This is a genomic window from Streptomyces sp. NBC_01288, assembly GCF_035982055.1.
In the GTDB taxonomy this organism is placed as follows: Bacteria; Actinomycetota; Actinomycetes; order Streptomycetales; family Streptomycetaceae; genus Streptomyces.
In genome coordinates this window covers 2329912-2354779 of record NZ_CP108427.1, presented here as the reverse complement: position 1 = coordinate 2354779, position 24868 = coordinate 2329912, and the positions used below count along the sequence as shown (strand labels likewise).

General features: G+C 71.5%; 15 protein-coding genes. 5 read left to right on the top strand and 10 right to left on the bottom strand.

Annotated elements, in window-relative coordinates; genetic code table 11:
- Window positions 1-3: 3 nt before the first annotated feature.
- Genes OG194_RS10270 through OG194_RS10245 form a run of 6 tightly spaced genes read right to left on the bottom strand, consistent with a single transcriptional unit; the run spans window position 4 to window position 14867 of the window.
- A complete protein-coding gene (locus OG194_RS10270) occupies window positions 4-1101 on the bottom strand; it encodes a class I SAM-dependent methyltransferase (RefSeq protein WP_327400551.1) in 1098 nt (365 codons plus the stop codon).
- On the bottom strand, window positions 1098-2297 hold the full coding sequence (locus tag OG194_RS10265; protein WP_327400550.1) for a glycosyltransferase: 1200 nt from the start codon (window positions 2295-2297) through the stop codon (window positions 1098-1100). Before OG194_RS10265 ends, OG194_RS10270 begins: the two co-directional genes overlap by 4 nt.
- Window positions 2294-3118 carry an alpha/beta fold hydrolase gene (locus OG194_RS10260; protein ID WP_327400549.1) on the bottom strand — a complete coding sequence of 275 codons (825 nt, stop codon included), beginning with the start codon at window positions 3116-3118 and terminating at the stop codon, window positions 2294-2296. Before OG194_RS10260 ends, OG194_RS10265 begins: the two co-directional genes overlap by 4 nt.
- Window positions 3119-3121: 3 nt before the next feature.
- Window positions 3122-3424, bottom strand: coding sequence for an acyl carrier protein (locus OG194_RS10255; RefSeq protein ID WP_327400548.1), 303 nt, complete (start codon window positions 3422-3424; stop codon window positions 3122-3124).
- Window positions 3421-7989 (bottom strand): polyketide synthase, encoded by a 4569-nt coding sequence (locus OG194_RS10250; protein ID WP_327400547.1) that lies wholly within the window; start codon window positions 7987-7989, stop codon window positions 3421-3423. Before OG194_RS10250 ends, OG194_RS10255 begins: the two co-directional genes overlap by 4 nt.
- 2 nt (window positions 7990-7991) lie before the next feature.
- Entirely contained in the window at window positions 7992-14867 is a 6876-nt protein-coding gene (locus OG194_RS10245; protein ID WP_327400546.1) for an SDR family NAD(P)-dependent oxidoreductase, read from the bottom strand.
- 369 nt (window positions 14868-15236) lie between these two features.
- On the opposite strand from OG194_RS10245, the gene OG194_RS10240 reads away from it, so the two are divergent.
- Window positions 15237-15842 (top strand): GOLPH3/VPS74 family protein, encoded by a 606-nt coding sequence (locus tag OG194_RS10240; RefSeq protein ID WP_327400545.1) that lies wholly within the window; start codon window positions 15237-15239, stop codon window positions 15840-15842.
- A gap of 241 nt (window positions 15843-16083) precedes the next feature.
- On the opposite strand, the gene OG194_RS10235 is transcribed toward OG194_RS10240, so the two are convergent.
- Complete coding sequence (locus OG194_RS10235; protein WP_327400544.1) at window positions 16084-17526, bottom strand: sensor histidine kinase; 1443 nt, start codon at window positions 17524-17526, stop codon at window positions 16084-16086.
- Entirely contained in the window at window positions 17523-18212 is a 690-nt protein-coding gene (locus OG194_RS10230) for a response regulator transcription factor (RefSeq protein WP_327400543.1), read from the bottom strand. Before OG194_RS10230 ends, OG194_RS10235 begins: the two co-directional genes overlap by 4 nt.
- A gap of 150 nt (window positions 18213-18362) precedes the next feature.
- Here OG194_RS10230 and OG194_RS10225 point away from each other — a divergent pair, with 150 nt between their 5' ends.
- The 4 genes from OG194_RS10225 to OG194_RS10210 are packed head-to-tail and all read left to right on the top strand — an operon-like array spanning window position 18363 to window position 21698.
- Window positions 18363-19700 (top strand): ferredoxin reductase family protein, encoded by a 1338-nt coding sequence (locus OG194_RS10225; protein ID WP_327400542.1) that lies wholly within the window; start codon window positions 18363-18365, stop codon window positions 19698-19700.
- Between the two features lie 10 nt (window positions 19701-19710).
- Window positions 19711-20166, top strand: coding sequence for an FMN-binding protein (locus OG194_RS10220; RefSeq protein ID WP_327400541.1), 456 nt, complete (start codon window positions 19711-19713; stop codon window positions 20164-20166).
- Window position 20167: 1 nt separating this feature from the next.
- Window positions 20168-20899, top strand: coding sequence for an FAD:protein FMN transferase (locus tag OG194_RS10215; RefSeq protein ID WP_327400540.1), 732 nt, complete (start codon window positions 20168-20170; stop codon window positions 20897-20899).
- Window positions 20900-20954: 55 nt separating this feature from the next.
- The gene (locus OG194_RS10210) at window positions 20955-21698 is read left to right on the top strand and encodes a phosphotransferase family protein (protein WP_327400539.1); all 744 of its coding nucleotides are present in this window, start codon (window positions 20955-20957) and stop codon (window positions 21696-21698) included.
- A gap of 137 nt (window positions 21699-21835) precedes the next feature.
- Here OG194_RS10210 and OG194_RS10205 read toward each other — a convergent pair whose 3' ends face one another.
- Entirely contained in the window at window positions 21836-24028 is a 2193-nt protein-coding gene (locus OG194_RS10205) for an ArnT family glycosyltransferase (protein WP_327400538.1), read from the bottom strand.
- Complete coding sequence (locus tag OG194_RS10200) at window positions 24025-24867, bottom strand: dolichyl-phosphate beta-glucosyltransferase (protein ID WP_327400537.1); 843 nt, start codon at window positions 24865-24867, stop codon at window positions 24025-24027. Before OG194_RS10200 ends, OG194_RS10205 begins: the two co-directional genes overlap by 4 nt.
- Window position 24868: the final 1 nt, after the last annotated feature.

The window sequence follows — 24868 nt, the reverse complement described above, 5'->3', positions numbered from 1 at the left end:
CGGTCAGTCGCGCCGCGCGACCAGCCGATAGGCGTTCGACACCCCCAGCCGGTGCGACAGCCGCTTCACCACGAACCGGTCCAGGAACGTTCCAAGGAGCAGCGCCGGAACCCCCGCGATCAGCACCGCCGCACGCCCCGCACGGGCCGGCCCTGACGGCGGCTTCGGCAGCCACGGCAGGTTGTCGCGGGGCGCGGCCGTGTCCAGGGCCAGCCAGGTGCCCGCGAGGAGATCGACCGGGTCGTGCGGCTCCGCGTGCTGTTCCGTTACGACCGTGAAGCCCAGGTCGGTGAGCCGGCGGCGCAGGTTCTCGACCGGGATGAAGTGTAGATGCTGCGGCTGGAGCCACGGCAGCCACCAGCGCCCGAGGAGGCGGGAGTAGCGGCTGTCGGGGTCCGGGACCTCGATCAGGAGGTGGCCGCCGGGGCGCACGGCCTGGTGCGCGGCTGCCAGTTCGCGCTCGGGCTCGGTGCTGTGCTCCAGGTAATGGAACATGCTGACCACGTCGTAATGGCCCGAGAGACCCGGGGCCAACTCGGGGAAACTGCCCCGATATCCGCGCTCCACCCGCCCCGCCGCCTCGGCGAGTTCGGCGCCGTCCGTGAAGTCGAGGCCGTCGAAAGTGGTGTCGGGATACACCGTCCGGGCCGACTCGCAAAAATGACCGTGGCCGGTCCCGACGTCCAGCCAGTTCTTGGGAGTCGGTGAGTGCGGGAGCAGTGACTCCGCGCGCTGCTCGTACATCTTGGTACGAGCAGCGAACGTGTTGCCCAACTGCTTCTCGCCCAGGCCGTCGTAGAAGTCCCGGTAGTAGAACTCCAGCCCCGCCGGGCTCAGTCGGGGGTTCTGGAAGGTGTGCCGGCAGTCCTCGCAGCGGTCCAGGACGAAGGTGCCCGGCTTGTGCTGGATCAGGTCCTTCGTGCGCAGCCGGGTCTTCAGACGGGACGAGTCGCACCAGGGGCAGGTCTCGCGGCGGGGTTCGAAGAAGCGGTCCAGGCCGTCGGCCAGGTCGGCCTGGTAGGTGGGGCGCAGGGTGGCGACCTGCTCGGTGCGGCTCGGGGGTGTGGTCTCGGATGCGTTGCTCACTGCCTCGTTGCTCACTGGTCCTCCTTGAGGGGCGCGCCGGTCGCCAGCCGCTCCAAGTGGTCCGCCGCGGTGTGGGTGCCGCCGGCCGCGCGGAACGCCGTACGGATGCGGTCGGCGGCTGCGCGGTATTCGGGTTCGTGGAGTACGGCGTCCAGGGCCGCGCCGAGTCCGGTGGCGGTCACCCGGCCGAAGCGGACCCGAACTCCCGCACCGGCACCGGTGACTTGGGCGGCAACGACGGGCTGGTCGTCGCGGATCGGGGCGACGACGAGGGGGACGCCGTGCCAGAGGGCCTCGCAGACCGTGTTGTGCCCGGCGTGGCAGACGACCGCGTCGACCCTTTCGAGAAGCGGGAGTTGGGGGACCGACGGGAGGATCAGCAGGTCCTTGTCCTGTCCGTCGGGGGTGCCCAGGGTGTGGCCCGGATCGACGATCACCGCCTGGACACGGTCGGTTCGGGCCCGTAGCGCCGTCACGCACTCGGTGAGGAAGCGCGCTCCCACGTCCGTGTTGGCCGTACCGAGGCTCACCAGGACCGTGGCACGCGACGGGTCGAGCCAGTCCCAGGGGAAGTCCGGCGCGCCCGGACGCGTGGCGATCGACGGGCCGACCCACCGGATGGGGTCGCCCGACCGGGCGCCGGGGCCGACGAGTTCGGGGGTGCTGAACGCCAGCACCAGGTGCGGGGAGAAGCGCGGGTCCGCGCTGCCCGACGGGTCGCCGATATCGGCTCGCAACTTGCTGAGCAGTCCGTCCAGCCACTCCGTGACCTTGGGCATACCCGCCAGCGGGTCGGTGAACTCGGCCGTCGTCGTCGCCGAAGTCGCCCACGGCACCCCCAGCCGCTCGGCCACCAGCCCACCGGCCAGGGCCTGTTGGTCGGCGACGACCGCGTCGGGCCGGAACTCCGTCATGGCCGCCTCGACACCCGGCGCCATCTCCAGGGCGAGCGGAGCGAGGAAGCGTTCCCACAGGAACTTCAGCGCCTCCGGGCCACGGAGGTCCGGCGGGCGTGCGCCGTCCCTCTCACCCGGCACCGGCCCGGCGCACCCGAAGGCGGTCGCGGCCTCGTCGGCGAGACGTAGTACGAGTGCGGGATCGGGGCAGGCCCACGCCAACTCGTGTCCACGGGCGGTGAGTTCGGCGGCGACGGCGGCGGCCGGGTTGATGTGGCCGACCAACGGCGGTACGACGAACAGGAACCGGCTCACCGGATCGCCGCCGCGGGGGTGGACACCGGCGCAATTGTTTCCTGGATCAGGGAGAGGATGTGCCCGCCGACCGTGCCCGCCGCCTCGACCAGCACCGAATGCTCGTGGCCGGGGACGACGACGGTCCGGCAGTCGGGGAGGACGGACTCCAGCCAGGGTGCGAGCAGGGCGAGGTCCGAGTCGCCGCCGTAGATGCCGAGCACCGGGCAGTGCACCGCGCCGATCTGATCCTCCGTCAAGACACCGCTGGCCGGAATGTCTTGGGAGAGGGAGGTCTCCCGGGCCAGCCGGGCGGCGCCCTTCGCGAGGCGGGCGGTGTTGTGGCCGCGGTTCGCGCTGATCCAGGCGATCGCGTCGTCCTCGTTGTGCGCCAGTTCGTGCAGCACGCGGTCCAGGATGCCGCCGAGTTTCGGTGCCCAGGCGGTGGTCGCCGGTTCCGACTCGATGAGGGAGACGCTCGCGGCCCGCTCGGGGTGTCGGGCCGCGTAACCGAACGCGACTGTCCCGCCGTAGGAGTTGCCGACCAGATGGACCGGTCCAGTCACCTCCAGGCGGTCGAGCAGCGCCTCCAGGTCGTCGATGTTGTCGTCGAGCGTGTAGCCGGTGGCCGGGCGCCCGCTGCGGCCGTGGCCGCGCAGGTCGTACATGACGACGTCGACCCCGGCCAGCGCGAACGGCGGCGCGATGGTGAAGTAGTAGCTGGCCAGGCTGTCGGTGAGCAGACCGTGCACGAGCACCGCCGTGGCGGTGACCGGGCGGCCGTCGGGCGGGCTCATCCGCTGTACGTGCAACCGGAGTTGACCGGTGTCGACCATCGCCATGGCTCAGCCCGCCTCGGCTGCCTTGAGACTCTGCACGACGTACTCCACGAGCCGCCCGACGGTGAGTTCGATGATCTCGTCGAACTCCATGCCGGCCAGGAACTCGGCGAAGTTGACCTTCGTCCCGTAGTGCTCCTGGAGCAGACCGGCCAGGGTCACCAGATCGATGCTCTCCAGCTCCAGGTCGCGGTTGAAGGTCGTCGTCATGGTGATCTCGACGTCGTCGACGCCGTACTCGTCCTCCAGCAGTGTGGTGAGCATGCCGGTGAGGTCGGCGAGGACGGTGTCCTCGGTGGTGGGGGTCATCGGTCGTACTCCTCTTCGTGCGCGGGTCCCGTCGTCCAGGCCACGACGTAGGTCCTGTCCGGCAGAGCGGGGGGATTGCCGGCCGGCTCGTAGTGCACGGTGTAGGCGCGCTCTAGGCGCCCCGACACCAACAGCCGTGATCCGGAGACCACTTGGAAGACGGCGAAGTCGCGCGGCCGTCCCCGGAAGCCGGTGCCCTCCGCCTTGGCGACCGCTTCCTTCGCCGCCCAGAAACGGGCGAACCACAGCGCCTCGGACTCGCCGGTGGCCGTCAACTGGGCGCGGAGAAGGGCGAGTTCCTCCTCGCCCAGGGCGGTGGTGAGGGTGCTCGGGGGGCGCTCCACGACCTCCTCGATGTCGATCCCGGGGCCGGGACCAGGGGCATGCGGCCGCACGATCGCGACCGCCGCCTCGGCGCGATGGGCCAGCGAGACATCCAGTGGGGGCAGGGTCCTGCCGTGCAGTCCCGTGACGTACGGGCGGCCCGACTCGTCGTTGTGGACCCGGATCTCCGCCGGATAGACGGGCCCCTCGCCATGGCCCCACAGCCACTGCCGTACTGCGTCCTTCACCGCGATCCGGCCGAGAAGCCACTGTCGGCGCCCACGCGGCGGATGCTCGGCGTACTGCGAACGCTCCACGCTGCTCAGGGAGTTGCGCATGATCAGGTCGCGGGAGGCCAGGTCGGGCCAGCGCTCGTTGAGCAGGGTCCGGCCGCCCGGGCGGGCCTCGGAGAGGGTGTTGCGCTCCGGGAAGCGCTCGACCGGCTTGGTCTGCGGGTCGTTGTCGAAACGCCGGTCCTGCCAGCCGGTCAGGTCCGCCCACACCACGCCGTCGACCGCGAGTTGTACGTCGGCTTCGAGCGCGGTGTCGGTCAGCGAGGTGATCCGCACCAGGCACTCCACCTGCGTGCCGGGGCGCGGATGAGGGCCGTAGAAGCGCATCTCGCGCATGCCGACCGGGAAGACGACGGTGCGTTCGGTGCGGGTCGCCATGATCCAGTAGCCGAGGATCTGGCCGACGTTGTCGAGCAGGGCGCCCGGTGCGGGGGGTGTGGTGATCACGCCGCGTACGTGGCGGTCGCCGATCGCGGTGAGTTCGGTGACCCCTTGGAACGCCGGGCCGTGGAACATCCAGCGTTCGTCGTAGAGATGGGCCGCGGTGTGGTCGGGGACGCGTTCGGTGGTCGGGTCCGGGCGGGGGTGCGGTGGGGGCGATACGGCGTGGGCGGGGGCCAGTTCGACCACTCCGCGCGCGTGCGGGCCGAAGGAGACGGCGAGTCGGTCGGGCGTGTCCGCGACTACCCGCACCGGTACGTCGATCGGCGGTGTCGCCGTGAGCCACCGGTCGAACCGTGCGTCGTGCACGGCGACCGCGCGCATGCCCGGGGCCGTCCGTTCCGCCGCCTCGACGATGTGCTGGACGATCGTGGTCGCGGGGACCACCGGCCAACGGTCCGCCACGTCCGGCCAGTCGGGGCGTTGCGGGAAGAAGCAGTGGTCCATGAGGTAGGGCATGGACTCGGGGGAGACGTGGACCGTCGTCTGCCATTCCCTTGGAGGAGTGGGGAGTTGGGGTGGCGGGACGGGGGCGGACACCCGGGGTGCGGGCACGTGTGCGGGTGCGGTCGGTGCGCTACGACGGCTGCCCGCGCTGATGAGTTGGGCGGCCGTGTCGGCGGTGTCGCGCATGAGGGCGTGGAGTTCGGCGGCGGCCGGGAAGCGGTCGGTGAGGGCGTCCAGGGGTGAAAGCGCCGCGAGGGCCGGGGTGTTGGCGGTGGCCGGTGTGCGTAGTTCCGCCCGCAGCTTCACCAAGGTCGGGGCGTCGAGGGACACGAGTGCGCCGTCCATGTCCAGCCGTACCGGGGGGCGTTCCCGTCGTGGAGCCGGTTTCTGCGGGGTCAGTGTCGTCGGGTCCACCGATGCGCCTGCCGACCACAACGCAGTGGCCACGCGGCGGAGTTGGGCCAGTCCGGAGCGGTGGGGCGAGTTGGCGGCGACGACCAGGTGGTCGCGTCCGCTGAGGGTCGCGTCGATGAGGGAGCCGAGTTGGCCGGTGCCGACCTGGACGAAGGCGCGGTGTCCGGCGGTGTACATGGCCTCGACGAGTTGGCGGAAGCGCACGGGCTCCAGGAGGTGCCGGATGAACAGTTCGCGTACCGCCTTCTCGTCCTTGGGGTACGGCGAGGCGGTGGTCCCGGACCAGAGGGGGACCGTCGGCGGGTGGAGGCGGAAGCGGTTCGTGGCCTCTTCGATCGGGGCGAGGTAGGGCTTCAACATCGGTGTGTGGAAGCCGGATTGGAACGGGAGGACCTGGCTCAGGACGCCCTGCGCGCGGAAGGACCGCACGAACTCGTCCACCGCCTTGTCCGGTCCGCACACCATCGACTGGCCCGGAGCGTTGTCGTGCGAGAGCACGATTCCGGCGTCCGGCCAGTCGGTTGCGAGAGCCGCGAGCACGCGCTCGGCCGGGGCGCCGATCGCCCCGAAGGCGAGGCCGGGGACCGTCACCGAGTCGGGGTCGAACGCCTCCATGAAGTCGCTGACCTCGTCCGGCGAGTACACCCCGGCGGCGGTCATCGCGGTCCACTCACCGACACTGTGTCCGGCGACGGCGTCCGGTACGACACCCATCTTGCGCAACGCGGCGTCCAACAGCCGCCCGACGCCGACGACATCGAAGCCGTGACGGCCAACATCGCCTACTTGTGCGGGTGTTGCGGACCGGCTCTCACGGAGACCGAAGTGCGCGGCGACGTCCTCGACCCGGGGCGTGAAGTCGCCCTCCAGACCCGGGAAGACGAACGCCAGCTGTCCCGCGCCGGGTCCGATGAGCGGGCTCGGCGTGAACCACACATCGCTACGGCCCTGCCAGGCCCGGCCCTTGGCGACCGCCCGGCGGGCCAGCGCGAGGCGCTTGGCGTCCGGAGCGACGATGCCGAGGCGGGAACGGCCCTGGGTGGCAGGGGTGTTGTGTGCGGCCAGGATGGCGGAGTCGTCGGCGTTCAGCAGCGCGGCGAGAGCCTCGGGGCTGTCGGCGGCCAGCATCAGCACGCGTTCCGGTTCGGCCACGGAGGCTGTGCGAGCGGGGGTGTTCGTACGTTCCGGTTCGCCGGGGACCACCGCGGCCGCATGTGCTGCGCGCGCCCCGGGAGCCTCCTCCAGCACCACATGCGCGTTGATGCCGCCGAACCCGAACGCGTTGACCGCCGCCCGGCGCACCGGCTGTTCGGGAGTCGTCTCCCAGGGTGCCGCCTGCTCCAGCGGACGGAACCGGGTGGCCGCGAGCGCCGGATGCGGGTCGTCGCAGTGCAGGGTCGGCAGCAGCATGCCGTGATGGACGGCGAGGGCGGCCTTGACCAGCCCGGCCACCCCGGCGGCCGGCATTGTGTGGCCGATCATCGACTTCACCGAGCCGATGACCGCACGGCCATGGGAGGTGCCGGTGTCCCCGAACACCTCGGCCAGCGTGGCGAGTTCGGCCGCGTCACCGGCGGGTGTCGCCGTGCCGTGTGCCTCAAGGAGGCCGATGGAGTCGGGCAGAGCGGGGTCCAGCCCCGCCGCATGCCAGGCCTGGCGTACGGCATGGGTCTGGCCCGTCGAGTCGGGGTTGACGAGACTCGCGGCGCGGCCGTCGCTGGACACACCGGTGCCACGGATGACGGCGTAGATACGGTCGCCGTCACGCTCGGCGTCAGCGAGGCGCTTGAGGACGACGACTCCCGTACCCTCGCCGATCAGGATGCCGTCGGCGTCACGGTGGAAGGGGCGGATGCGCTGGCTCGGGGAGAGCGCGCGCAGCTGGGAGAACACGCTCCACAGCGTGATGTCGTGGCAGTGGTGGACGCCCCCGGCGAGCATCAAGTCGCAGCGCCCGGCGGCCAGTTCGGACACCGCTTGGTCGACGGCGATCAGCGAGGACGCGCAGGCCGCGTCCACCGTGTACGCCGGGCCGCGCAGGTCGAGGCGGTTGGCGACGCGGGACGCCGCGAGGTTGGGGACCAGGCCGATGACCGACTCGGGACTGTCGGGGCCGAGCCGGTCGGTGAACGCCGTGCGGATGCGGTCGAGTTGGCCGGGGTCCAGGTCGGGCAGCAACTCGCCCAGGGTGCGGACGAGTTGGCCCGCCGTACGGACCCGCTGGTCGAGCCGGACCAGCCCCGGGGTGAGATAGCCGCCCCGGCCGAGGACGACACCGACGCGCCGCCGGTCGGGCAGGCGGGACTCGCCGCCCGCGTCGGCGAGGGCGGCGGCGGCCACGTGGAGGGCGATGAGCTGGTCGGGTTCGGTGCCGGGCACCGAGTTCGGCATGATGCCGAACCGGGTGACCTCGACCTCGGCCAACTCGTCCACGAAACCACCGCGCCGGCAGTACACCTGGTCGGCCACGGCCGGACCGCTCGCTGAGTCGGGCCGGTAGTAGTCAGCGTCCCAACGCCCGTCCGGCACCTCGCTGATGGCGTCCGTGCCGCCCAACAGATTCCGCCAGTACGCGTCGAGGTCGGCGGCGCCGGGGAGCAGCACCGACATTCCCACGATGGCGACCGGCACTTGACGGTCCGTCATGGCTACCAGCCCGAAGCGGTGTAGACGACGGCTCCTGCTGACTCGTCGCCCCAGGCGAGTTCACGCAGCAGAGCAGCGGTGCCCTCCTCGGGGTCGATCAGCGAGATACCGCGCCGGGCGTACTCGCGCCCCAACTCCGGGGTGACCATGCCGTGGTGACCACCGGTGGGCGCCCAGGGACCCCAGTGCACGGTGAGCGCACGGTGCCCGGTGCGGGCGGACCAGGCGGTGCCCAGGCTCTGGATCGCGTCGTTGGCAGCCGCGTAGTCGACCTGGCCCCGGTTGCCGAGGACGGCCGATATTGAGCCGAACAGCACGGCGAAAGCAGGGCCGTTGGGCAGCTCCTCCAGCGCCGACAGCAGGGCTTCGGCGCCGTGCGTCTTCGTGCCGTAGACCCGCTGGAAGGACTCCGTGGTCTTCTCGGCGATGAGCCGGTCCTCGATGACGCCGGCCGCGTAGACGACGCCGTCGAGGCGGCCGTGTTCGGCGTGGATCTCCTTGACCGCCTGGAGCGCGGCGTCCGGTTCGCGGAAGTCGACGGAGTGGTAGCGGGCCTGGCTGCCGAGGGCGCTCAGTTCGTCGAGGGTCGCGGTGATCTCCCTTTGGGCGAGCAGGAGTTCGGCAGTGCGGTTGATCTCGGCGGGGGTGAGTCCGCCGCCCTTCGCGGCGAGTACGGCGCGCAGTTCGGCCGGGGTGCGGGCGCCCGCGGTCGCCGGGTCCTCGGGGCCTGCCGGTGCGGCCGTCCTGCCCAGGAGTTCGATACGGCACCGGGAGGCGGCGGCGAGTGCGACGGCGAACTTCGCGGTGATGCCCCGCGCGCCGCCCACCAGCAGCACCACCGAGTCGCGGTCGAGCCCGATGGCGGATGCTTCGGCGACTCCGTCACCGGCCGGTCCGGCACCGTTGGTCGCGAGCGCGCCGAGCGGTGTCTCGGTCAGCTCAAGTCCGTGGCGTCCGGCGGTCGTTCGGAGCACGACCGGCTCGCTGTCGGGGGCCAGGAGTTCGGCGATCACCGCGTCGGCTACGGCTGCCGGTGCGGTGTCCGCCAGCTCGACGACCCGGGCGGTGGTGTCCGGGTACTCGCGGGCCACCGTACGGAACAACCCGTGCAGGCCCGCCGAACCCCCGTCCGCGCCCTGTATCGCGAGGAGTTGGCGCGGGCCGCGTCGCAGGGCGGCCTGGAACACGGGGAACGCGTCGGGCAGCACCGGGGACGATGCGGTGAGCGGTGTGAGATAGAGGACGCCGTCCACTTGGCCGTCCGCGTCGGTGAGTTGGTGCTCCGGGACGACGGTCACCGCGTCGGCGCCGTAGGAGGAGAGCCGCGCAGCGACCGCCTCCGAAACGCCACTGTCACCGTCGCCGTAGAGGATGAAGCGCCGTCCGCTCAGCACGGATGCCGGATCCGCCGGGTTGTCGCCGTCCTGGTGCGGCAGCAGCACGGGCCGCAGTTGGAGCCGCTTGGGTGCCGAGCCGGTGACCTCGTCCTGCGGGGTGCTGACACTCGGGTGTGTTTCCTCTGCCGCTGCGGGTTCCGTCAGTCGTGCCGACAGCCAGCTCGTGACGGAGGCCGCCGTACGGGCCTTCGCCAGGTCCTCCAACTCGGCGTCGTCGAGCGAGGCGACGTCCATCCCGCCGCCGATGCCCAGGCGATGGGCCAGTTCGCCGGCGATCTCGGCGCGCTTGATGGAGTCGATGCTGAGGTCCGCCTCCAGGTCGAGGTCGGGCTCGATCATGTCGACGGGATAGCCGGTGCGTTCGCTGATGATCTCCAGGACGACGCGGAGCACGTCGGCCTCGGTGACGGCCTCGGGGGCTGATTCCGGTTGCGCGGTGGGTTGTTGAGCGGTCGGAGTCTCGACAGCCGCCGGCAGGGCGGGTGTCTGCGGCAGCACCTCGATCGCGGCGGGCGCCGGTGCGGGCACCCATGTTCCCTGCGGCACCGTGCCCTGCACCGCGCCGAAGTACGTCATCAGCACATCCCGTTGCGCGGCCACCATCTCCCGGCTGGTGCGCAGGAATTCGGAGATGAGCGCGTCCCTGTTCGCCTCGACGGGGACACCGTCCTGAGGGTTCGTCGTCACAGTCGTCTCCACAACGCGTCGGGCCGGTGCGAGGGCACCGGGCAGGAGTGCTCCGGCGGCGGTACGGACGAGCTGTCCGTCGACCGTCCAGCCGGGTCGCGAGGGCACGGGGGTCCGGGCCGCGTCGACGGCGTCGCGCCCGTTGAAGAGCCAGCCGGTGCGCACCGGCAGTCCCGCGACGGCCAGTTGGGCAAGGGCGTCGAGCCAGCCGCGCAGCCCGCTGTCCGGCCGGGGCTCGCACGCGACCGTGCGGTGCGGGCGGTCGCCGAGGATCTGGTCGACCAGCCGGGTCAGCACGGAACCGGGACCGGCCTCGACGAAGACCCGGGCTCCCGCCTCGTACATCGCCTCGATCTGCGCGACGAAGGCGACCGGGGAGCCGATCTGCGCGGCGAGTTCGGCCCGGACCGTGTCGGCGCCCTCGCCGTACGGGGCGGCCGTGCGGTTGGACCAGACGGGGAACTCGGGTGTGAGGACCGGCCGTTGGGCGAGGGACTCCGCGAACCGTTCGCCCGCCCCCGCCACCAGCGGGCTGTGGAAGGCGCAGGCCACGGGGATGCGCTTGGCGCCGAGACCGGCGTCGCGCAGGAGCCGTACGGCCGTGGCGACGGCTTCCGTCGGGCCCGAAATCACCGTCTGGCGGGGCGAGTTGTGGTTGGCGATGACGACCGAGTCGGGGGCGTCCGCCGCCTTCAGGGCCTGCTCGACGTCCTCGGCACCGGCCGCGACCGCGGCCATGGTTCCCGGGTCGTCCGTGCCGGTGGCTTCGAGGATCGCCGCCGCGCGTTCGGCGCTCAGCTCCAGCAGTGCCTCCGGCGCGATCGCGCCCGCCGCGCACAGGGCGACCAGCTCGCCGTAGCTGTGCCCGGCCGCCATGTCGGGGCGGACGCCCGCCTCGGTGAGCAGGGCGTGGGCGGCCAACCCGGCGATGCCCAGGGCGGGTTGGGCGACCCGGGTGTCGGTGAGACCGGCCTGCTGGCGGTCGCGGGCGGTGTCGTCGAAGGCGGTGGGCGGGTAGAGCGCGTCGGCGTGGTCGCGGCCGAGGTGAAGGTAGTGCTGCAACTCGGGGAACGCGATGAACACGTCGGCGAGCATGCCGGGCCGTTGACTGCCTTGACCGGGGAAGAGGAACGCGACTTTGCCGGAGTCCGCGCTCGCGTCGGCCAGGTGAATTCCGGCGACCGGATCGTGCTCACCCGCCAGCGCCCGCCGCAGTTGCCCGGCCAGCCCCTCCACATCCCGCGCCACGACCGCCACCTGCACCGGTTCGTGCCGGGCGTCCGAGCGGCGTGACGCGCTCAGGGCGAGGTCGCGCAGCTTCCAGTGGCCCGCCTCCGCGAGCTTCAGGATCTCCTCGACGCCCCTCCGCGCCGCCGCCCGGTCCACGCCCCGGAAGGTGAACAGCTCCGCGGGCCACGCGTCCAGACCCTGCGCCGGCGGGACCGCCTCGCCGTACGCCCCGATCACCGCGTGGAAGTTGGTGCCGCCGAAGCCGAACGCGCTGAGCCCTGCCACGCGTTCCTCGGCGGGAGCCCCCCACGGGCGGGGCCGGGCGTGGAAGACGAACGGGCTGCTGTCCTGCTGCCAGGCCGAGTTGGGCTGCTTCATGTGCAGGGTGGGTGGCTTGACGCCTGTGTAGAGGGACAGCACGGTCTTGATGAGACCGGCGAGTCCCGCGGCGCACTTCGTGTGCCCGATCTGGGACTTGACCGAGCCGAGCGCACAACTGCCCGTCTCCGCACCGGACTCGGTGAACACCTGGCTGAGGATGGAGAGTTCGGTGCGGTCGCCGACGACGGTTCCGGTGCCGTGCGCCTCCACCAGGCCGACCTCGGCGGGGGAGACGCCCGCGTTGCGGTACGCCCGTTCCAGCGCGGCCCGTTGGCCCTCGGGGCGGGGTGCCGTCAGGCCCAGGGAGCGGCCGTCGCTGGAGCTGCCGACTCCCTTGATGACACCGTAGATCCGGTCGCCGTCCCGCTCCGCGTCCGCGAGCCGCTTGAGGACCACGCAGGCGACGCCCTCGCCGAGCGCGATGCCGTCCGCCGAGCTGTCGAAGGCGCGGGAGCGGCCGGTGGGGGAGAGGGCGTGCACGGAGGAGAAGAGGACGTAGTCGTTGATGCCGTTGTGGAGGTCGGCGCCCCCGCACAGGACCACATCGCTGGTGCCGCCGACGAGTTCTTTGCAGGCGACGTCGACGGCGGCCAGCGAGGACGCGCAGGCCGCGTCGACCGTGAAGTTGGCGCCGCCGAGGTCGAGCCGGTTGGCGATGCGGCCCGAGATGACGTTGGAGAGCATGCCGGGGAAGGAGTCCTCGGTGAGCGTGGGGAGTTGCTCCTCGATGCCCTGCGGGATCTTGCCGTAGTAGGAGGGCAGTACGGCGCGCAGCGTGGTCGCGTTGGACAGGTCGCTGCCCGCCTCCGCGCCGAACACCACGGAGGTGCGCGCCCGGTCGAACTCCCGCCCCCGGTCGCCGTATCCGGCGTCCTCCAGCGAACGCCGGGCCGCTTCGAGGGCCAGTAGTTGGACCGGTTCAATGCTGCCGAGGGAGGCCGGAGGGATGCCGTAGCGCAGCGGGTCGAAGGGGATGCGCGGCAGGAAGCCGCCCCACTTCGACGGGGTGGCACCATTCTTGTCGGCCGAGTAGTGGACGGCGGGGTCCCAGCGGTCGGGCGGGACCTCGTCGACGGAGTCGCGTCCGCCGAGGATGTTCGCCCAGAACGTGGGGAGGTCGGGGGCCTGCGGGAACATGCACGCCATGCCGATGACAGCGATGTCCAGCGGGGCCGGTGCCTCCGGCTCGGCCGTCTCATCGACTCCCAGGCGGGTGCGGGCGGTTCGCGCGCTCTCGGCCAGGTAGTCGGCGGCCTCCTCGGTCACCGAGCGGTGCAGGGCCTCGATCGTGGTGGTCGCCGAACGCAGCACGGCGACCTCGCCGGCCATGAACATCCCCTCGGCGAGCTGGCGCTGCTCGTCCACGGCGGCCAACGCGCCGTCCGCGTCCCGCTCGACGCCCTTGCTGGCGATGCGCAGGCGGCCGACGTTGAGCCGTTCCAATTTCTCCCAGATCTGCCGGTCCGGGACGCCCTGCTCTCGCAGCTGGGCTTCGAAGACCAGGTAGTTGTCGCTGAATGGGCTCGGTACGCAGCGGGTGGCGTGACCGGGCGCGGTCTCCAGGAGTGCGGTCCGAGTAGCGCCGATCACCTGCTCCTGGAAGAGCGGTTGGACCGCTCCACGCGTCACTGCCTCCTCCGTGAACAGATAGGCGGTGCCCATCAGGACGCCCACGGCCGCACCTTGTGCGGTGAGCGGTGCGGTGAGTGCGGCCACCATCGCCGCCGAGCGCTCGTCGTGGACGCCGCCCGCGAAGAACACCTCGACGCGTTCCGCCGTGCCCGCCTCGGCCGTGGCCAAGAAGTCTTCCAGGACGGCGAGTTGGGCCTCCCACAGCGGGAAGCTGCCGCGCGGTCCGACGTGGCCGCCGCACTCGGAGCCCTCGAACACGAACTTGCGGACACCGGCGTCCAGGAACTGGCGGAGCAGTCCCGGCGAGGGCACATGGAGGAAGGTGGAGATCCTGGACCGCTCCAACGCTTCGGCCTGGGAGGGGCGTCCGCCCGCGATGATCGCGTGCGTGGGCCGCAACTCCCGTACGGCTTCGAGCTGGGCGTCGCGCATCTCCTCGGGCGCGAAGCCGAGCACCCCGACACCCCAGGGGCGGTCGCCCACGGCGGCGCGGGTCTCGGCCAGCACCGTCCGGGACTGTTCGCCGCTCGACAGCGCCAGCGCGACGAACGGCAGGGCGCCGCCCTCGGCGACGGCCGCGGCGAACTCCGCCTGGTCGCTGACACGGGTCATCGGGCCCTGGGCGATGGGGAGTCGGGTGCCGAGGGTCCGGCTCATGGGGGAGCCCGCGCGCAGCGCGTCGGCCGCGTGCTCGTCCCGTACCGACTCCCGTACGGCGGCGGTCAGTTCGCGGATCGTGCGTCCCGTGTCGCCCCAGCGTTCCGCGAAGCGCGCGGCGAGGAAACCGTCCTGGCCGACCGGCAGCAACTGGGTGCGGGGGTCGCGGGCGCCGAGCAGTTCGGACACCCGGTCGGCGGGTACCTGCGGGGCGTCAGGACCGCGTCGTAGGAGCACGCGGTGGCCGGCCACCAGCGTGGTCTCGGAGCCGTCCATCGAGCGCAGTGCCGCAGCGGCGGCCTCCGGCAGGACCGATTCGGCGAGCAGGGCCAGTTGGCTGTCGAGGACCACTCCGGCCGCGCCACCGGCCACGGCCGCGGCGGCCGTACGGGGGCCGATGCCGCCGCAGGCCCACACCGGGACGTCCACACCGGGCTCGGCGAGCAGGCGCTGGAGTAAGACGAAGGTACTCAACTCGCCCACCCGGCCGCCGCTTTCGGTGCCCCGGGCGATCAGCCCGTGCGCACCGGCGCGGACCGCCGCCAGTGCCTGGTCCGGGTCGGTGACCTCGACCAGCACCCGGTGCTCCGCCGCGACCTCGTCGACCTGCCAGGCGGCGTCCGCGGTGAGGACCACGGTGTGCGGGGTCGCGCCGCCGCCCGTCGTGAGGTCACCGGGGCCGATCCGGCAGTGCGGTCCGACCCGTACCCCGAATGGGTCGGGCGACCAGCGCCGGATGCGCGTCAGGGCCTCTCTGGATCTTCGGTCGCCCATTCCCAGGTCCAGTACCCCCAGCCCGCCGGCGCGGCTGACGGCCGCCGCGAGTCGGGCGTCCGGTTCATGGAACGGAGTGATTCCAATGATCATTTCTGCGGCGCGCGCGACAGGCGTCATGATTCTCCGAATAAACGGTGAAACTGCACGGTGGGGGGTTTCGGCAGGGGGCGCCGAATGTAATCGCAGAGGCGCAAGAGGGCTGATGGAAAGCTAGCCCCCCGGTTACTCGTCGGTCAACAACGCCAAGGCAAGCAACTGGACAACGGCAGTGATCCAGCCAGCCGGAAAGGGGTCCCCAAACAACCGAAAACCCTGCCAATTTCCTTCAGAGGGCACACCACTCGGACCGCAGTGGCGCAAGCGGTCCAAAAGCCCCCGATATTCATCCTGGGCTCACAGTCCCGAAACACCACTGACGGCGGGGCGGAATTATGTAAACGTTGGGTGTCGCTGCCTCCTCGCATAGGCCGCGCTAGGTTGGCACCTATGAGCACACCGCGGGACCTGATGATCGTCGCCATGGATGTCGCACCCGACCGCCCCGTCGAGACGGGTGATCTGTCGCTCGCTCTCGCCGGAGCGGAGGTGGTCGACCTCCTCGCCGCCGGAGCCGTCGTGCTGGACGGCGACCTGATCGTGCCGAACCCCCAAGTCCCCTTGGAGGACGGCCTGTTGGACCAGGCCGCGGCCGCGCTCGTGCGGGAGGCGCCGTACGAGTCGGTCGAGGACTGGCTGTGGCGGCGCGGGCGCAGCCTGTCCTCCGCGTATCTCGCCGCGTTGGAGGCGGAGGGACTGGTCGCCCGGCAGCGCGGGCGCTGGATCCCGGTCCGCACCGGGCGGACGGCCCTGGTCGACTCCCCGGCCCGTACTCGCGCGGCGGACCGCTGGTCCCAGGACGAGCCCGTCCTCGCCCAGCTCGCCGCGGCCGCCGGTGTCCGCGAGGTGTCCGACGAGGACTCCGCCAAGGTCACCGACGAGTCGCTGGACACGGTCATCGCCGTGGTCCACGACGCGGTGACGGAGCTGGAGGCCGTACGGCAGCGGAAGAGTGTCGAGGACGCGGCCTACGACAACGTGTGGCGCGGGATGTGACGGCGGCTTCCCGGCTTCGAGGCGCGGCAACTGGCGATGAGGCAGAGCCAGTTGAGTGTCCTGAGTCTCAGGTGACGCCACGTCAGTAATGGTGGCACAAGCCTGGCGCCGAGCCTAGAGCGAGGGACGGCGCGCGCTACCCGCGTTCACCGGGACGAAGCCGCCCTCGACAGGGTCGTCACCGGGACGAAGCCGTCCCGCCCGGATTCTCGGCGGGACGAGGCCGCGCCCGACAGGATCGTCACCGGTACGACGCCGCACCCAGTGGGATCGTCACGGTGAAGACCGTCGCGCCGGGCTCGGACGTCAGCTCCACGGTGCCGCCGTGCGCCTTCGCCAGCGACCGGGCCACCGCGAGGCCCAGCCCGCTGCCGCCGCGGTCCCGGGTGCGGGCCTTGTCGACCCGGTAGAAGCGGTCGAAGACCCGGGCCCGGTCGTCCTCCGGGATGCCGGGGCCCGCGTCGGCGATCCGCACGGATGCCGTGCCGGCGGCGACCGACAGCGACACCGACACCCGCGTCCCGGCGGGGGTGTGCACGGCCGCGTTGGCCAGCAGGTTGTCCAGCACCTGCCGGATGCGGACCGGGTCGACGCGCAGCGGGACCGGGGACTCGGGCACCGACACCGTCAGCGGGTGGTCCCGGTGCCCGGCGCGGAAGGCGTCCGCCGCCTGCCCCACGAGGTCCACCAGGTCCGCGTCCTCCGGCCGTAGCGGAGTCTCCACGTCCGCCGCGTCGAGGCGGGCCAGCAGGAGGAGGTCGTCGAGGAGGACGCCCATGCGGGCGGCCTCGGCGCGCAGCCGGGCCAGGTGCTTGTCGCGCTCCTCGGGGACGTTCGCCGCCGCGTACTGGAACAGGTCCGCGTAGCCGCGCACCGACATCAGCGGGGTCCGCAGCTCGTGCGAGGCATCCGCGACGAACCGGCGCAGCCGCTGCTCCGCCTCCGCGCGCACCGCGAGGGAGTCGTCGATGTGCTCCAGCATCGTGTTGAACGCGGTGCGCAGCTCCTCCACCTCGGGCCCGCCGTCGCCCCGCTCGGCGCGCAGCGGCAGCCGGGCCGCCGACTCGGTGAGGTCGTGCGAGGCGATGCCGTGGGCCGTGGTCGCCATGTCGCTGAGGGGGCGCAGCCCGCGCCGCAGCAGGTTCCGCCCTATGACCACCAGCACCAGCAGCGCCAGCGCGAACGCCACCACCTGGACCGTGACCAGCTGCCGTACGGTGCCCTGCACGTCCGCCAGCGGGGCCGCGCTCACCAGGACCACACCGGGGTCGACCTGGCAGGCCCGCAGCCGGTAGGTGCCCTCGCCGTCGATCGTCACCGTGCGGGAGATCTCCGTGGTGGAGTGCGCCATCGTCCTGGCGAGGGCGGTGAGCGCGCTGGTGTCGTCCGGTACATCGGATGGCTCGCGGAGTTTCGCGGTCGTGCCCTTGACGTCGTAGACCGCCGTGTACCAACCGTAGTACGGCTTGTCCTGGACGATGCCGTGGACCTGGGCGTCCTTGGACTGGACGACCTGGACGAGCTTCATCTGGTCGCTGACCTGGCGCTGGAGATAGTCCCGCATATACATCGTCAGGGCCGTGCCGACGACCGCGAACACGATCAGGGACAGCACGCCCACGCCCAGGGCCAGGCGGGTGCCCAGGCGTACCCGGCGCCAGTTGTGGCGCAGTCGTCGGATCACTCGGCGGCCTGCCGGATCACATAGCCGAAGCCGCGCACGGTGTGGATCAGCGGATCGTGCCCCTCGTCCAGCTTGCGGCGCAGGCGGCTGACCACCAGCTCCACCACATTGGAGCGGCCGCCGAAGCCGTACTCCCACACGTGGTCGAGGATCTGCGCCTTGGTGAGGACGGTCGGAGACTTGCGCATGAGGTAGCGCAGGACCTCGTACTCGGTCGGGGTGAGCGTGAGGAGGCGGTCGCCGCGGCGCACCTCGCGCGTGTCCTCGTCCATCGTGAGGTCCGCGACCTGGAGGACCGACCGCTGGAAACCGGGCCCGGCGCTGCGCCGCAGCACGGTCCGCAGCCGGGCCATCAGCTCCTCCACCGCGAACGGTTTGACCAGGTAGTCGTCACCGCCCCGGGTCAGCCCCGCGACCCGGTCGGCGACCGCGTCCCGCGCGGTGAGGAACACCACGGGCACCATCGTCCCGGAGTGCCGCAGCCGGTCCAGCACACCGAAACCGTCGAGGCCGGGCAGCATCAGGTCGAGCACCACGATGTCCGGTCTGAACTCGGCGGCCACGGTCAGCGCCTCCTCACCGGAGTACGCGCACGCGGCCTCCCAGCCCTCGTACCGGGCGACCGTCGCGACAAGATCGGCGATCGGCGGGTCGTCGTCCACGACGAGGAGTCGTACTTTGTCCACCCGCTCATACTGCGCCACACACCGATCGACGCCAGACCCGCGGCACCGCCACACCCACATCGATAAGCACTTGAAAGTTGTCCGACAGGAAAACGACAGCCCCCCGAGGTCAAGCTCGTCTCCCAGGACCCGATCAAGGAGCTGCCGTCCGTGACGACCGTCCAATCACCCCCTGCGCCCCCCACGGCGATACGCCCCAGGGTGGTGGCCCGCACGGGCCTGTACGCCGTGCTGGCCGCGAACGTCGCCGTGGTGACCGTCTTCTTCGCCCAGGCCGGATTCGCCTCCAACGCGCTCATCGTCATCGGCCGCTTCCTCGGCCTCTACGGCGCGCTCGTCATGGCCTTCCAGCTGCTGCTGGTGGCCCGCCTGCCCTGGCTCGACCGCCGGATCGGCATGGACCGGCTCACCAACTGGCACCGCTGGACCGGCTTCGCGCTGCTCTGGACGCTGCTCGGGCACCTCGTCTTCATCGCCTTCGGCTACGCCCAGGGCACCGACACCGGCCCGGTCGGCGAGGTCGTCGACCTGGCCGAGACCACCGAGGGCATCCTGCGCGCGCTCGTCGCCTTCGCCCTGATCCTCGTCATCGGCGCGACCTCCGCCCGCTACGCCCGGCGCCGACTCGCCTACGAGACCTGGCACTTCATCCACCTCTACACCTACGTCGCGGTGGTCCTCGCCTTCACCCACCAGGTCGCGGTCGGTACGACGTTCACCGCGTCGCCCGCCGCCACGACGTACTGGTACGCGGTGTGGGGCGTCGCGCTCGGCTCGGTCGCCCTGGGCCGGCTGGTCCTGCCCCTGTGGCGCAACCTCCGCCACCAGTTCCGGGTGGAGGCGGTGGTCCCCGAGTCCGACAACGTCGTCTCGATCTACATCACGGGCCGCGACCTCCACCAACTCCCGGCCCAGGCGGGCCAGTTCTTCCTCTGGCGGTTCCTGACGAAGGACCGCTGGTGGCAGGCCAACCCCTTCTCCCTCTCGGCCGCCCCCGACGGCACCCGCCTCCGCCTCACCGCGAAAACGGCCGGCGCCGGCACGGCGGCCCTCCGCCACCTGAAGGTCGGCACCCGCGTCTTCGCCGAGGGCCCCTACGGCGCCTTCACCACCCTGCACCGCACGAAGCCGGAGTCCCTGCTCATCGCGGGCGGCGTCGGCGTCACCCCGATCCGCGCCCTGCTGGAGGACCTGGAGGGCCACGCGGTCGTCATCTACCGCGTCTCCGCCGAACGCGACGCCGTCCTCTACGGCGAACTGGCCGAGCTGGCCCGGGCCAAGGGTGCCGAACTGCACCTGCTCACCGGCCCGCCCGTCCCCGACAAGCTCGCCCCGCGCGAACTCGCCCGGCTCGTACCGGACATCGCCGACCGCGACGTCTTCCTCTGCGGACCGCCGCCGATGATGAACGCGGTGCTGCGCAGCCTCGGCGACATGGGCGTGCCCAAGCAGCAGATCCACTTCGAACGCTTCAGCCTGGCGGGATGAGAGACATATCGTGAAGCGAGTCATACCTGTCCTGGTGCTGTCCGTCGCGGGTCTGATCCCCGTGTGGCGCTACGAGCCGTCCATCGGGACGACCACGAGTTCGACGACCACGACTGAGGCGGTCTCGACACCGACTCCTACGGCCTCGTCGTCGTCCCCGTCCTCGTCGTCGTCCGGGTCTTCGTCGACCCCCTCCGCGTCCTCGAAGAAGGTCGTCCAGGGCACCGCGATCAACACCGACAAGGGCACCGTGCAGGTGCAGGTGACCTTCGAGGGCGACAAGATCAGCTCCGTGAGCATGCTCCAGCAGCCGGACCACCCGCAGACCACGGCGGCCGTCCCGGTACTGATCGAGGAAACCCTCAAGGCGCAGAGTTCGAAGATCGACACGGTGTCCGGCGCCACGATCACCAGCGACGCCTACGTCCAGTCGCTCCAGGCCGCGATCGACGCCAAGGGCGCCTGACATGCGCCGAGTTGAGCACGTCATGGGGTTCCCGGTGTCGTTGCGCGTCGACGACGAAGGCATCCGGGACGAAGTGGCGGACGCGCTGTTCGCCTGGCTGCGCGAGGTCGACGCCCGCTTCAGCCCGTTCCGCCCGGACAGCGAGGTCTGCCGCTACGACCGCGGTGAGCTCCAACTCCGGGACCTCAGCGCGGACTTGACGGAGGTGCTCGACCTCTGTGAGCAGTACCGGCTCGCGACCGGCGGCGCCTTCGACGTCCGGCTGCCCGGCCGACCCCTCGACCCCTGCGCGGTGGTCAAGGGCTGGTCGGTGCAGCGGGCGGCGGAACTCCTCACCGCCGCCGGCGCCCGGCGCTTCATCCTCAACGCCGGTGGCGACGTGGTCGTGGCCGGCGGTCCGTGGCGGGTGGGCGTACGGCATCCCGAACACGCCGACCAGCTGTGCACGGTCCTTGAGCTGACCGGCGGGGCGGTGGCGACCTCCGCGCGCTACGAGCGCGGCGACCACATCGTCGACGGCCGCACCGGCGCTCCCGCGACCGGCCTGCTCAGCATCTCCGTCGTGGCCGCCTCCCTCACCGAGGCGGACGCCACGGCCACCGCGGCCTTCGCGATGGGCCCGGAAGGCGTCGACTGGGCCGCCGCCCGGCCCGGCTGTGAAGTGTTCGCGGTCGACGCCGGACGACGGGTCCGCCGTACACCGGGATTCCCGGTCGCGACGGTCGCCGCGTAGGCGCACGCCATAAACCCGGCGACGTCGGCGATCGTCCCCGGGATACTGATCGCCCATGGATGAGGTCGAAGTCGTCGTCGCCCATTCCGAGCGCGCGACCCTGCGCGTGGGCGACGTGTTTCTGAAGGTGGACGCCGATCGGGCGCGTGTCGACGCAGAGGTCGAGGCGATGGCCCTCGCGCCGGTCCCGACGCCGGAGGTCCTGTGGCAGAAGCCGCCCGCGCTCGCGATCGCGGCGGTCCCGGGGACGACACTCGGCCGCCTCGGCGGGCCGTCGACCGGGTCGGCGGCGGCATGGGCCGCGGCGGGTGCCGCCATCCGGAAGCTGCACGAGGCGCCCCTGCCGCCCTGGCCCGCCCGGGGAAAGGGCGTCGACGCGTTGACGGCGGAACTCGACGCCGAGTGCGACTCGCTCGTGACGAACGGCGTCCTGCCCGCCGACCTGGTCACCCGCAACCGCCAGGTCGCCGAGGCCGCGCTCCGGCCGTGGACTCCGGCGTTCACGCACGGCGACCTCCAGATCGCGCACGTCTTCGTCGACGGCGACGAGGTCACCGGCATCATCGACTGGTCCGAGGCGGGCCCGGGCGACGCCCTGTACGACCTCGCCACCTTCACGCTCGGACACGAGGAGCACCTCGGTGACCTCCTCGCCGGCTACGGCACCGACGTCGACCTCGACGTGATCCGCGCGTGGTGGTCGGTGCGAAGTCTGCTGGTGGTCCGCTGGCTGGGCGAGCACGGCTTCGACCCGTTCGCGCCGGGCTGCGAGGTCGACGTGCTGAGATCCCGGATGTGAGGACGCGCGGGCCTGCCGCTACGCCCTCCATCGCGCGGATGCGGACAGACGGATATGGACAAGCGGACGGGCCGCCGGGGTCACCGGCGGCCCGTCCTGTCGGGAGATGTGGCTGGGGGATGGTGCGGGGGAGTGCTTCAGCCGACGTCGGAGGCGTCCAGGCGATAGAGGCCGCTGCTCGTCGACGACGACGATGAGGTCGAGGTCGTGGCGGAACTGCTGCTGTACGCCGAGGACTTGACCGCAGTGCCGTGGGCCTTGACCCAGGCCGTGATCGCGGAGTTGGTGCCCTGGCCGCCGTCGCTGCTGACGATGATGTAGTGCAACTTGCCAGACTTCACCAGGGACTTGAGCTTGGCGAGGGTCATCGCGTTGTCGCTGCCGGACCAGCCGCCCATGGAGATCACGGGCTGGCCCGACTCCAGGATGATCGAGGACGCCGTCTGGTCGGTGGAGACCGCCAGCAGCCAAGTCGCCCCGTCCTGGTGCTTCTTGAGGTACGTGATCATCTCGGACGAGACCTGGGAGCCGCCGCCCATACCGCCACCGGCCTGCTGCGTACCGGACTCGGACGTGGACTTGGAGGTGGATCCGGACTCGGTGCCCGCCTCGGTCGTCCCGGTCTTGCCGGTCGACGAGCCGGTGCCCGAGGGAGCCGTGCCACCGGACGGCGGCGTGCCCATCTTGCCGGAACCCGACCCGCTCGGCGCGCTGCCCGTCTTGCCCTTGGTGCCGCTGGAACTGCCGCCCGGGGCGCCGCCCATGCCGCCGCCGCCACCCATGCCGCCACCGGTGCTGGGACCGGCCGTCGGGTTGGTGCCGTTGGTCGAGGAGGTCGCCGCCGAGACCGAGTAGGCCGCGGGACCGGCGAGGAGGGCGACGACGGCGGCCAGCGCCGCGAAGCCCATCAGACGGTGGCGCTTGGTGAACCGGCCCACCAGCAGGCCGAGTACGGAGGCGATGCCCGCCACACCGACCACGATCTCCGCGACCGTGTACACCGTGCCGGAGCCGGAGACCCGCTGGAGCAGGACGACCGCCCAGACCGAGCTGGCCGCGATCGCCGCCGGCAGCACCCAGGCCCACTTGGCCGCCGAGCCCTCACGGAAGGCGCGGTACAGCAGGACCCCGCCCGCACCGGCCAGCGCCGCGATGCCGGGGGCCATGGCGGTGACGTAGTACGGGTGGAACGTGCCCTCGGCGAGCGAGAACGTCAGGAAGTGGAGGACGAACCAGCCGCCCCAGAGCATCAGCGCGGCGCGCTTGGCGTCCGTGCGGGGAGTGCGGCCGCGCAGTACCAGACCGCCGACGAGGGCGATGGCCGCGAAGGGAATGAGCCAGGAGATCTGGCCGCCCATGATCTCGTTGAACATCCGGTACAGGCCCGAACTGCCGCCGAAACTCGCCCCGTTGCCCTGCGAGCCGACCGAGGAGCTGGCGCCGAAGATGCGGCCGAAGCCGTTGTAGCCGATGACGAGGTCCCACACCGTGTTGTCGGTGGAGCCGCCGATGTAGGGGCGGGAGGACGCGGGGATCAGGTCGACGATCACCATCCACCAGGCGCTGGAGACGATCAGCGCGACGGTGGCGACGGCGAGGTTGCGGACGCGCTTGCCGAGGGAGACGTTCGTCGCCCAGAGGTAGACGAGGAAGAACACGGGCAGGACGACGTACGCCTGCATCATCTTGGTGTTGAACGCGAAGCCGATCGCGACCGCAGACCACACCAGCGGCATCAACCTGCCGTTGCGGACGGCCTTCATGAGGGCCGCGGCGCCGAGCATCATCAGCAGGACGAGGATCGGGTCCGGGTTGGTGTCGCGGGTGATGGCGACCGTGATCGGGGTGAGGGTGAGGACCAGGGCGGAGATCGTGCCCGCGATCGGACCGAAGTCCCGCTTGATCTGCCGGTACAGGAGAGCGACCGAGCCGGTGCCCGCCGCGACCATCGGCAGCATCAACTGCCAGGTGCCGTAACCGAACACGCGGGCGGAGAGGCCCATCACCCAGAGGGCGAACGGTGGTTTGTCGACCGTGATGAAGCTGCCGGAGTCGAGCGCGCCGAAGAAGAACGCCTTCCAGCTCTTGGTGCCGCTGTAGACGGCCGCGTCGTAGAAGGTGTTGCCGGTGATCGAGGTCAGGTTCCAGGCGTAGAGCGCCGTGGCGAGGAGCAGGATGCCCCACAGGGCGGGGCGGGCCCAGCGCGGGTCGTCCTCCGGGCCCGTGAACAGCCTTCTGGCACGGGCGGCGACGCCGCCGTCGGCGGGCGGACCGGCCCGGTGCGAGCGCCGGGCGTCTTCCTGACTGGGGGGCGGGGCGAGGGTCGTCATGACGCGTACTCCAGGTGTTCCGCGGAAGAGGCGGGCGCCCCGACGGGCAGGACAGGGGTGGTGGTGCGGGTGCGGCGGGGTACGGCGGCGATGCGGGCGCGGCCGGTGATCGTCTGCTTGAACATGCGGCGCATGCCCTTGAGGTCGTCGAGGGCGGTGCGGACGATGTCGACACGGCTGTCGGGGTCGTCGATCCAGTCGACCGGGACCTCGTGGATACGGAGCTTGTTGCGCTGGGCGAGGACGAGGAGCTCGGTGTCGAAGAACCAGGCGGTGTCCTCGATGTGCGGGGCGAGCGCCCGGAACACCTCGGTGCGGACGGCCTTGAAGCCGCACTGCGCGTCCGAGAAGCGGGCCGCGAGGCCTGCCTTGAGGAGGAGGTTGTAGGAGCGGGAGATGAACTCCCGCTTGGCACCGCGCTGGACCGCCGACTGCCGGTGCAGCCGGCTGCCGATGGCCACGTCGCTGTGGCCGGACAGGAGCGGGGCGACCAGGGGCAGGAAGCCTTCGAGGCCGGTGGACAGGTCGACGTCCATGTACGCGACCACGTCCGCCTCGGACCGGCTCCACACCTGCTTCAGCGCGCGGCCCCGGCCCTTGGCGTCGAGGTGCACGGCGTGCACGTGCGGCAGCCGCTGGGTGAGGTCGAGCGCCTCCTGCCAGGTGGCGTCGGTGCTCGCGTTGTCCGCCACGGTGATCGTGAACGGGAACGGGAAGGACGTTTCGAGGTATGCGTGGAGACGGCCGATGCTGCCGGCGAGGACGTGCGCCTCGTTGTACACCGGCACCACGATCTCGACCGACCGCTGCCGGACGCCTCCCGCGTTCTGTTCGTTCATG

Excerpts from the sequence above, each read along its gene's own strand:
- OG194_RS10200 (WP_327400537.1), bottom strand. The coding sequence starts at position 24,867 with ATGAACGAACAGAACGCGGGAGGCGTCCGGCAGCGGTCGGTCGAGATC.
- OG194_RS10240 (WP_327400545.1), top strand. The coding sequence starts at position 15,237 with ATGAGCACACCGCGGGACCTGATGATCGTCGCCATGGATGTCGCACCC.
- OG194_RS10255 (WP_327400548.1), bottom strand. The coding sequence starts at position 3,424 with ATGACCCCCACCACCGAGGACACCGTCCTCGCCGACCTCACCGGCATG.
- OG194_RS10250 (WP_327400547.1), bottom strand. The coding sequence starts at position 7,989 with ATGACGGACCGTCAAGTGCCGGTCGCCATCGTGGGAATGTCGGTGCTG.
- OG194_RS10210 (WP_327400539.1), top strand. The coding sequence starts at position 20,955 with ATGGATGAGGTCGAAGTCGTCGTCGCCCATTCCGAGCGCGCGACCCTG.
- OG194_RS10205 (WP_327400538.1), bottom strand. The coding sequence starts at position 24,028 with ATGACGACCCTCGCCCCGCCCCCCAGTCAGGAAGACGCCCGGCGCTCG.
- OG194_RS10245 (WP_327400546.1), bottom strand. The coding sequence starts at position 14,867 with ATGACGCCTGTCGCGCGCGCCGCAGAAATGATCATTGGAATCACTCCG.
- OG194_RS10260 (WP_327400549.1), bottom strand. The coding sequence starts at position 3,118 with ATGGCGATGGTCGACACCGGTCAACTCCGGTTGCACGTACAGCGGATG.
- OG194_RS10215 (WP_327400540.1), top strand. The coding sequence starts at position 20,168 with ATGCGCCGAGTTGAGCACGTCATGGGGTTCCCGGTGTCGTTGCGCGTC.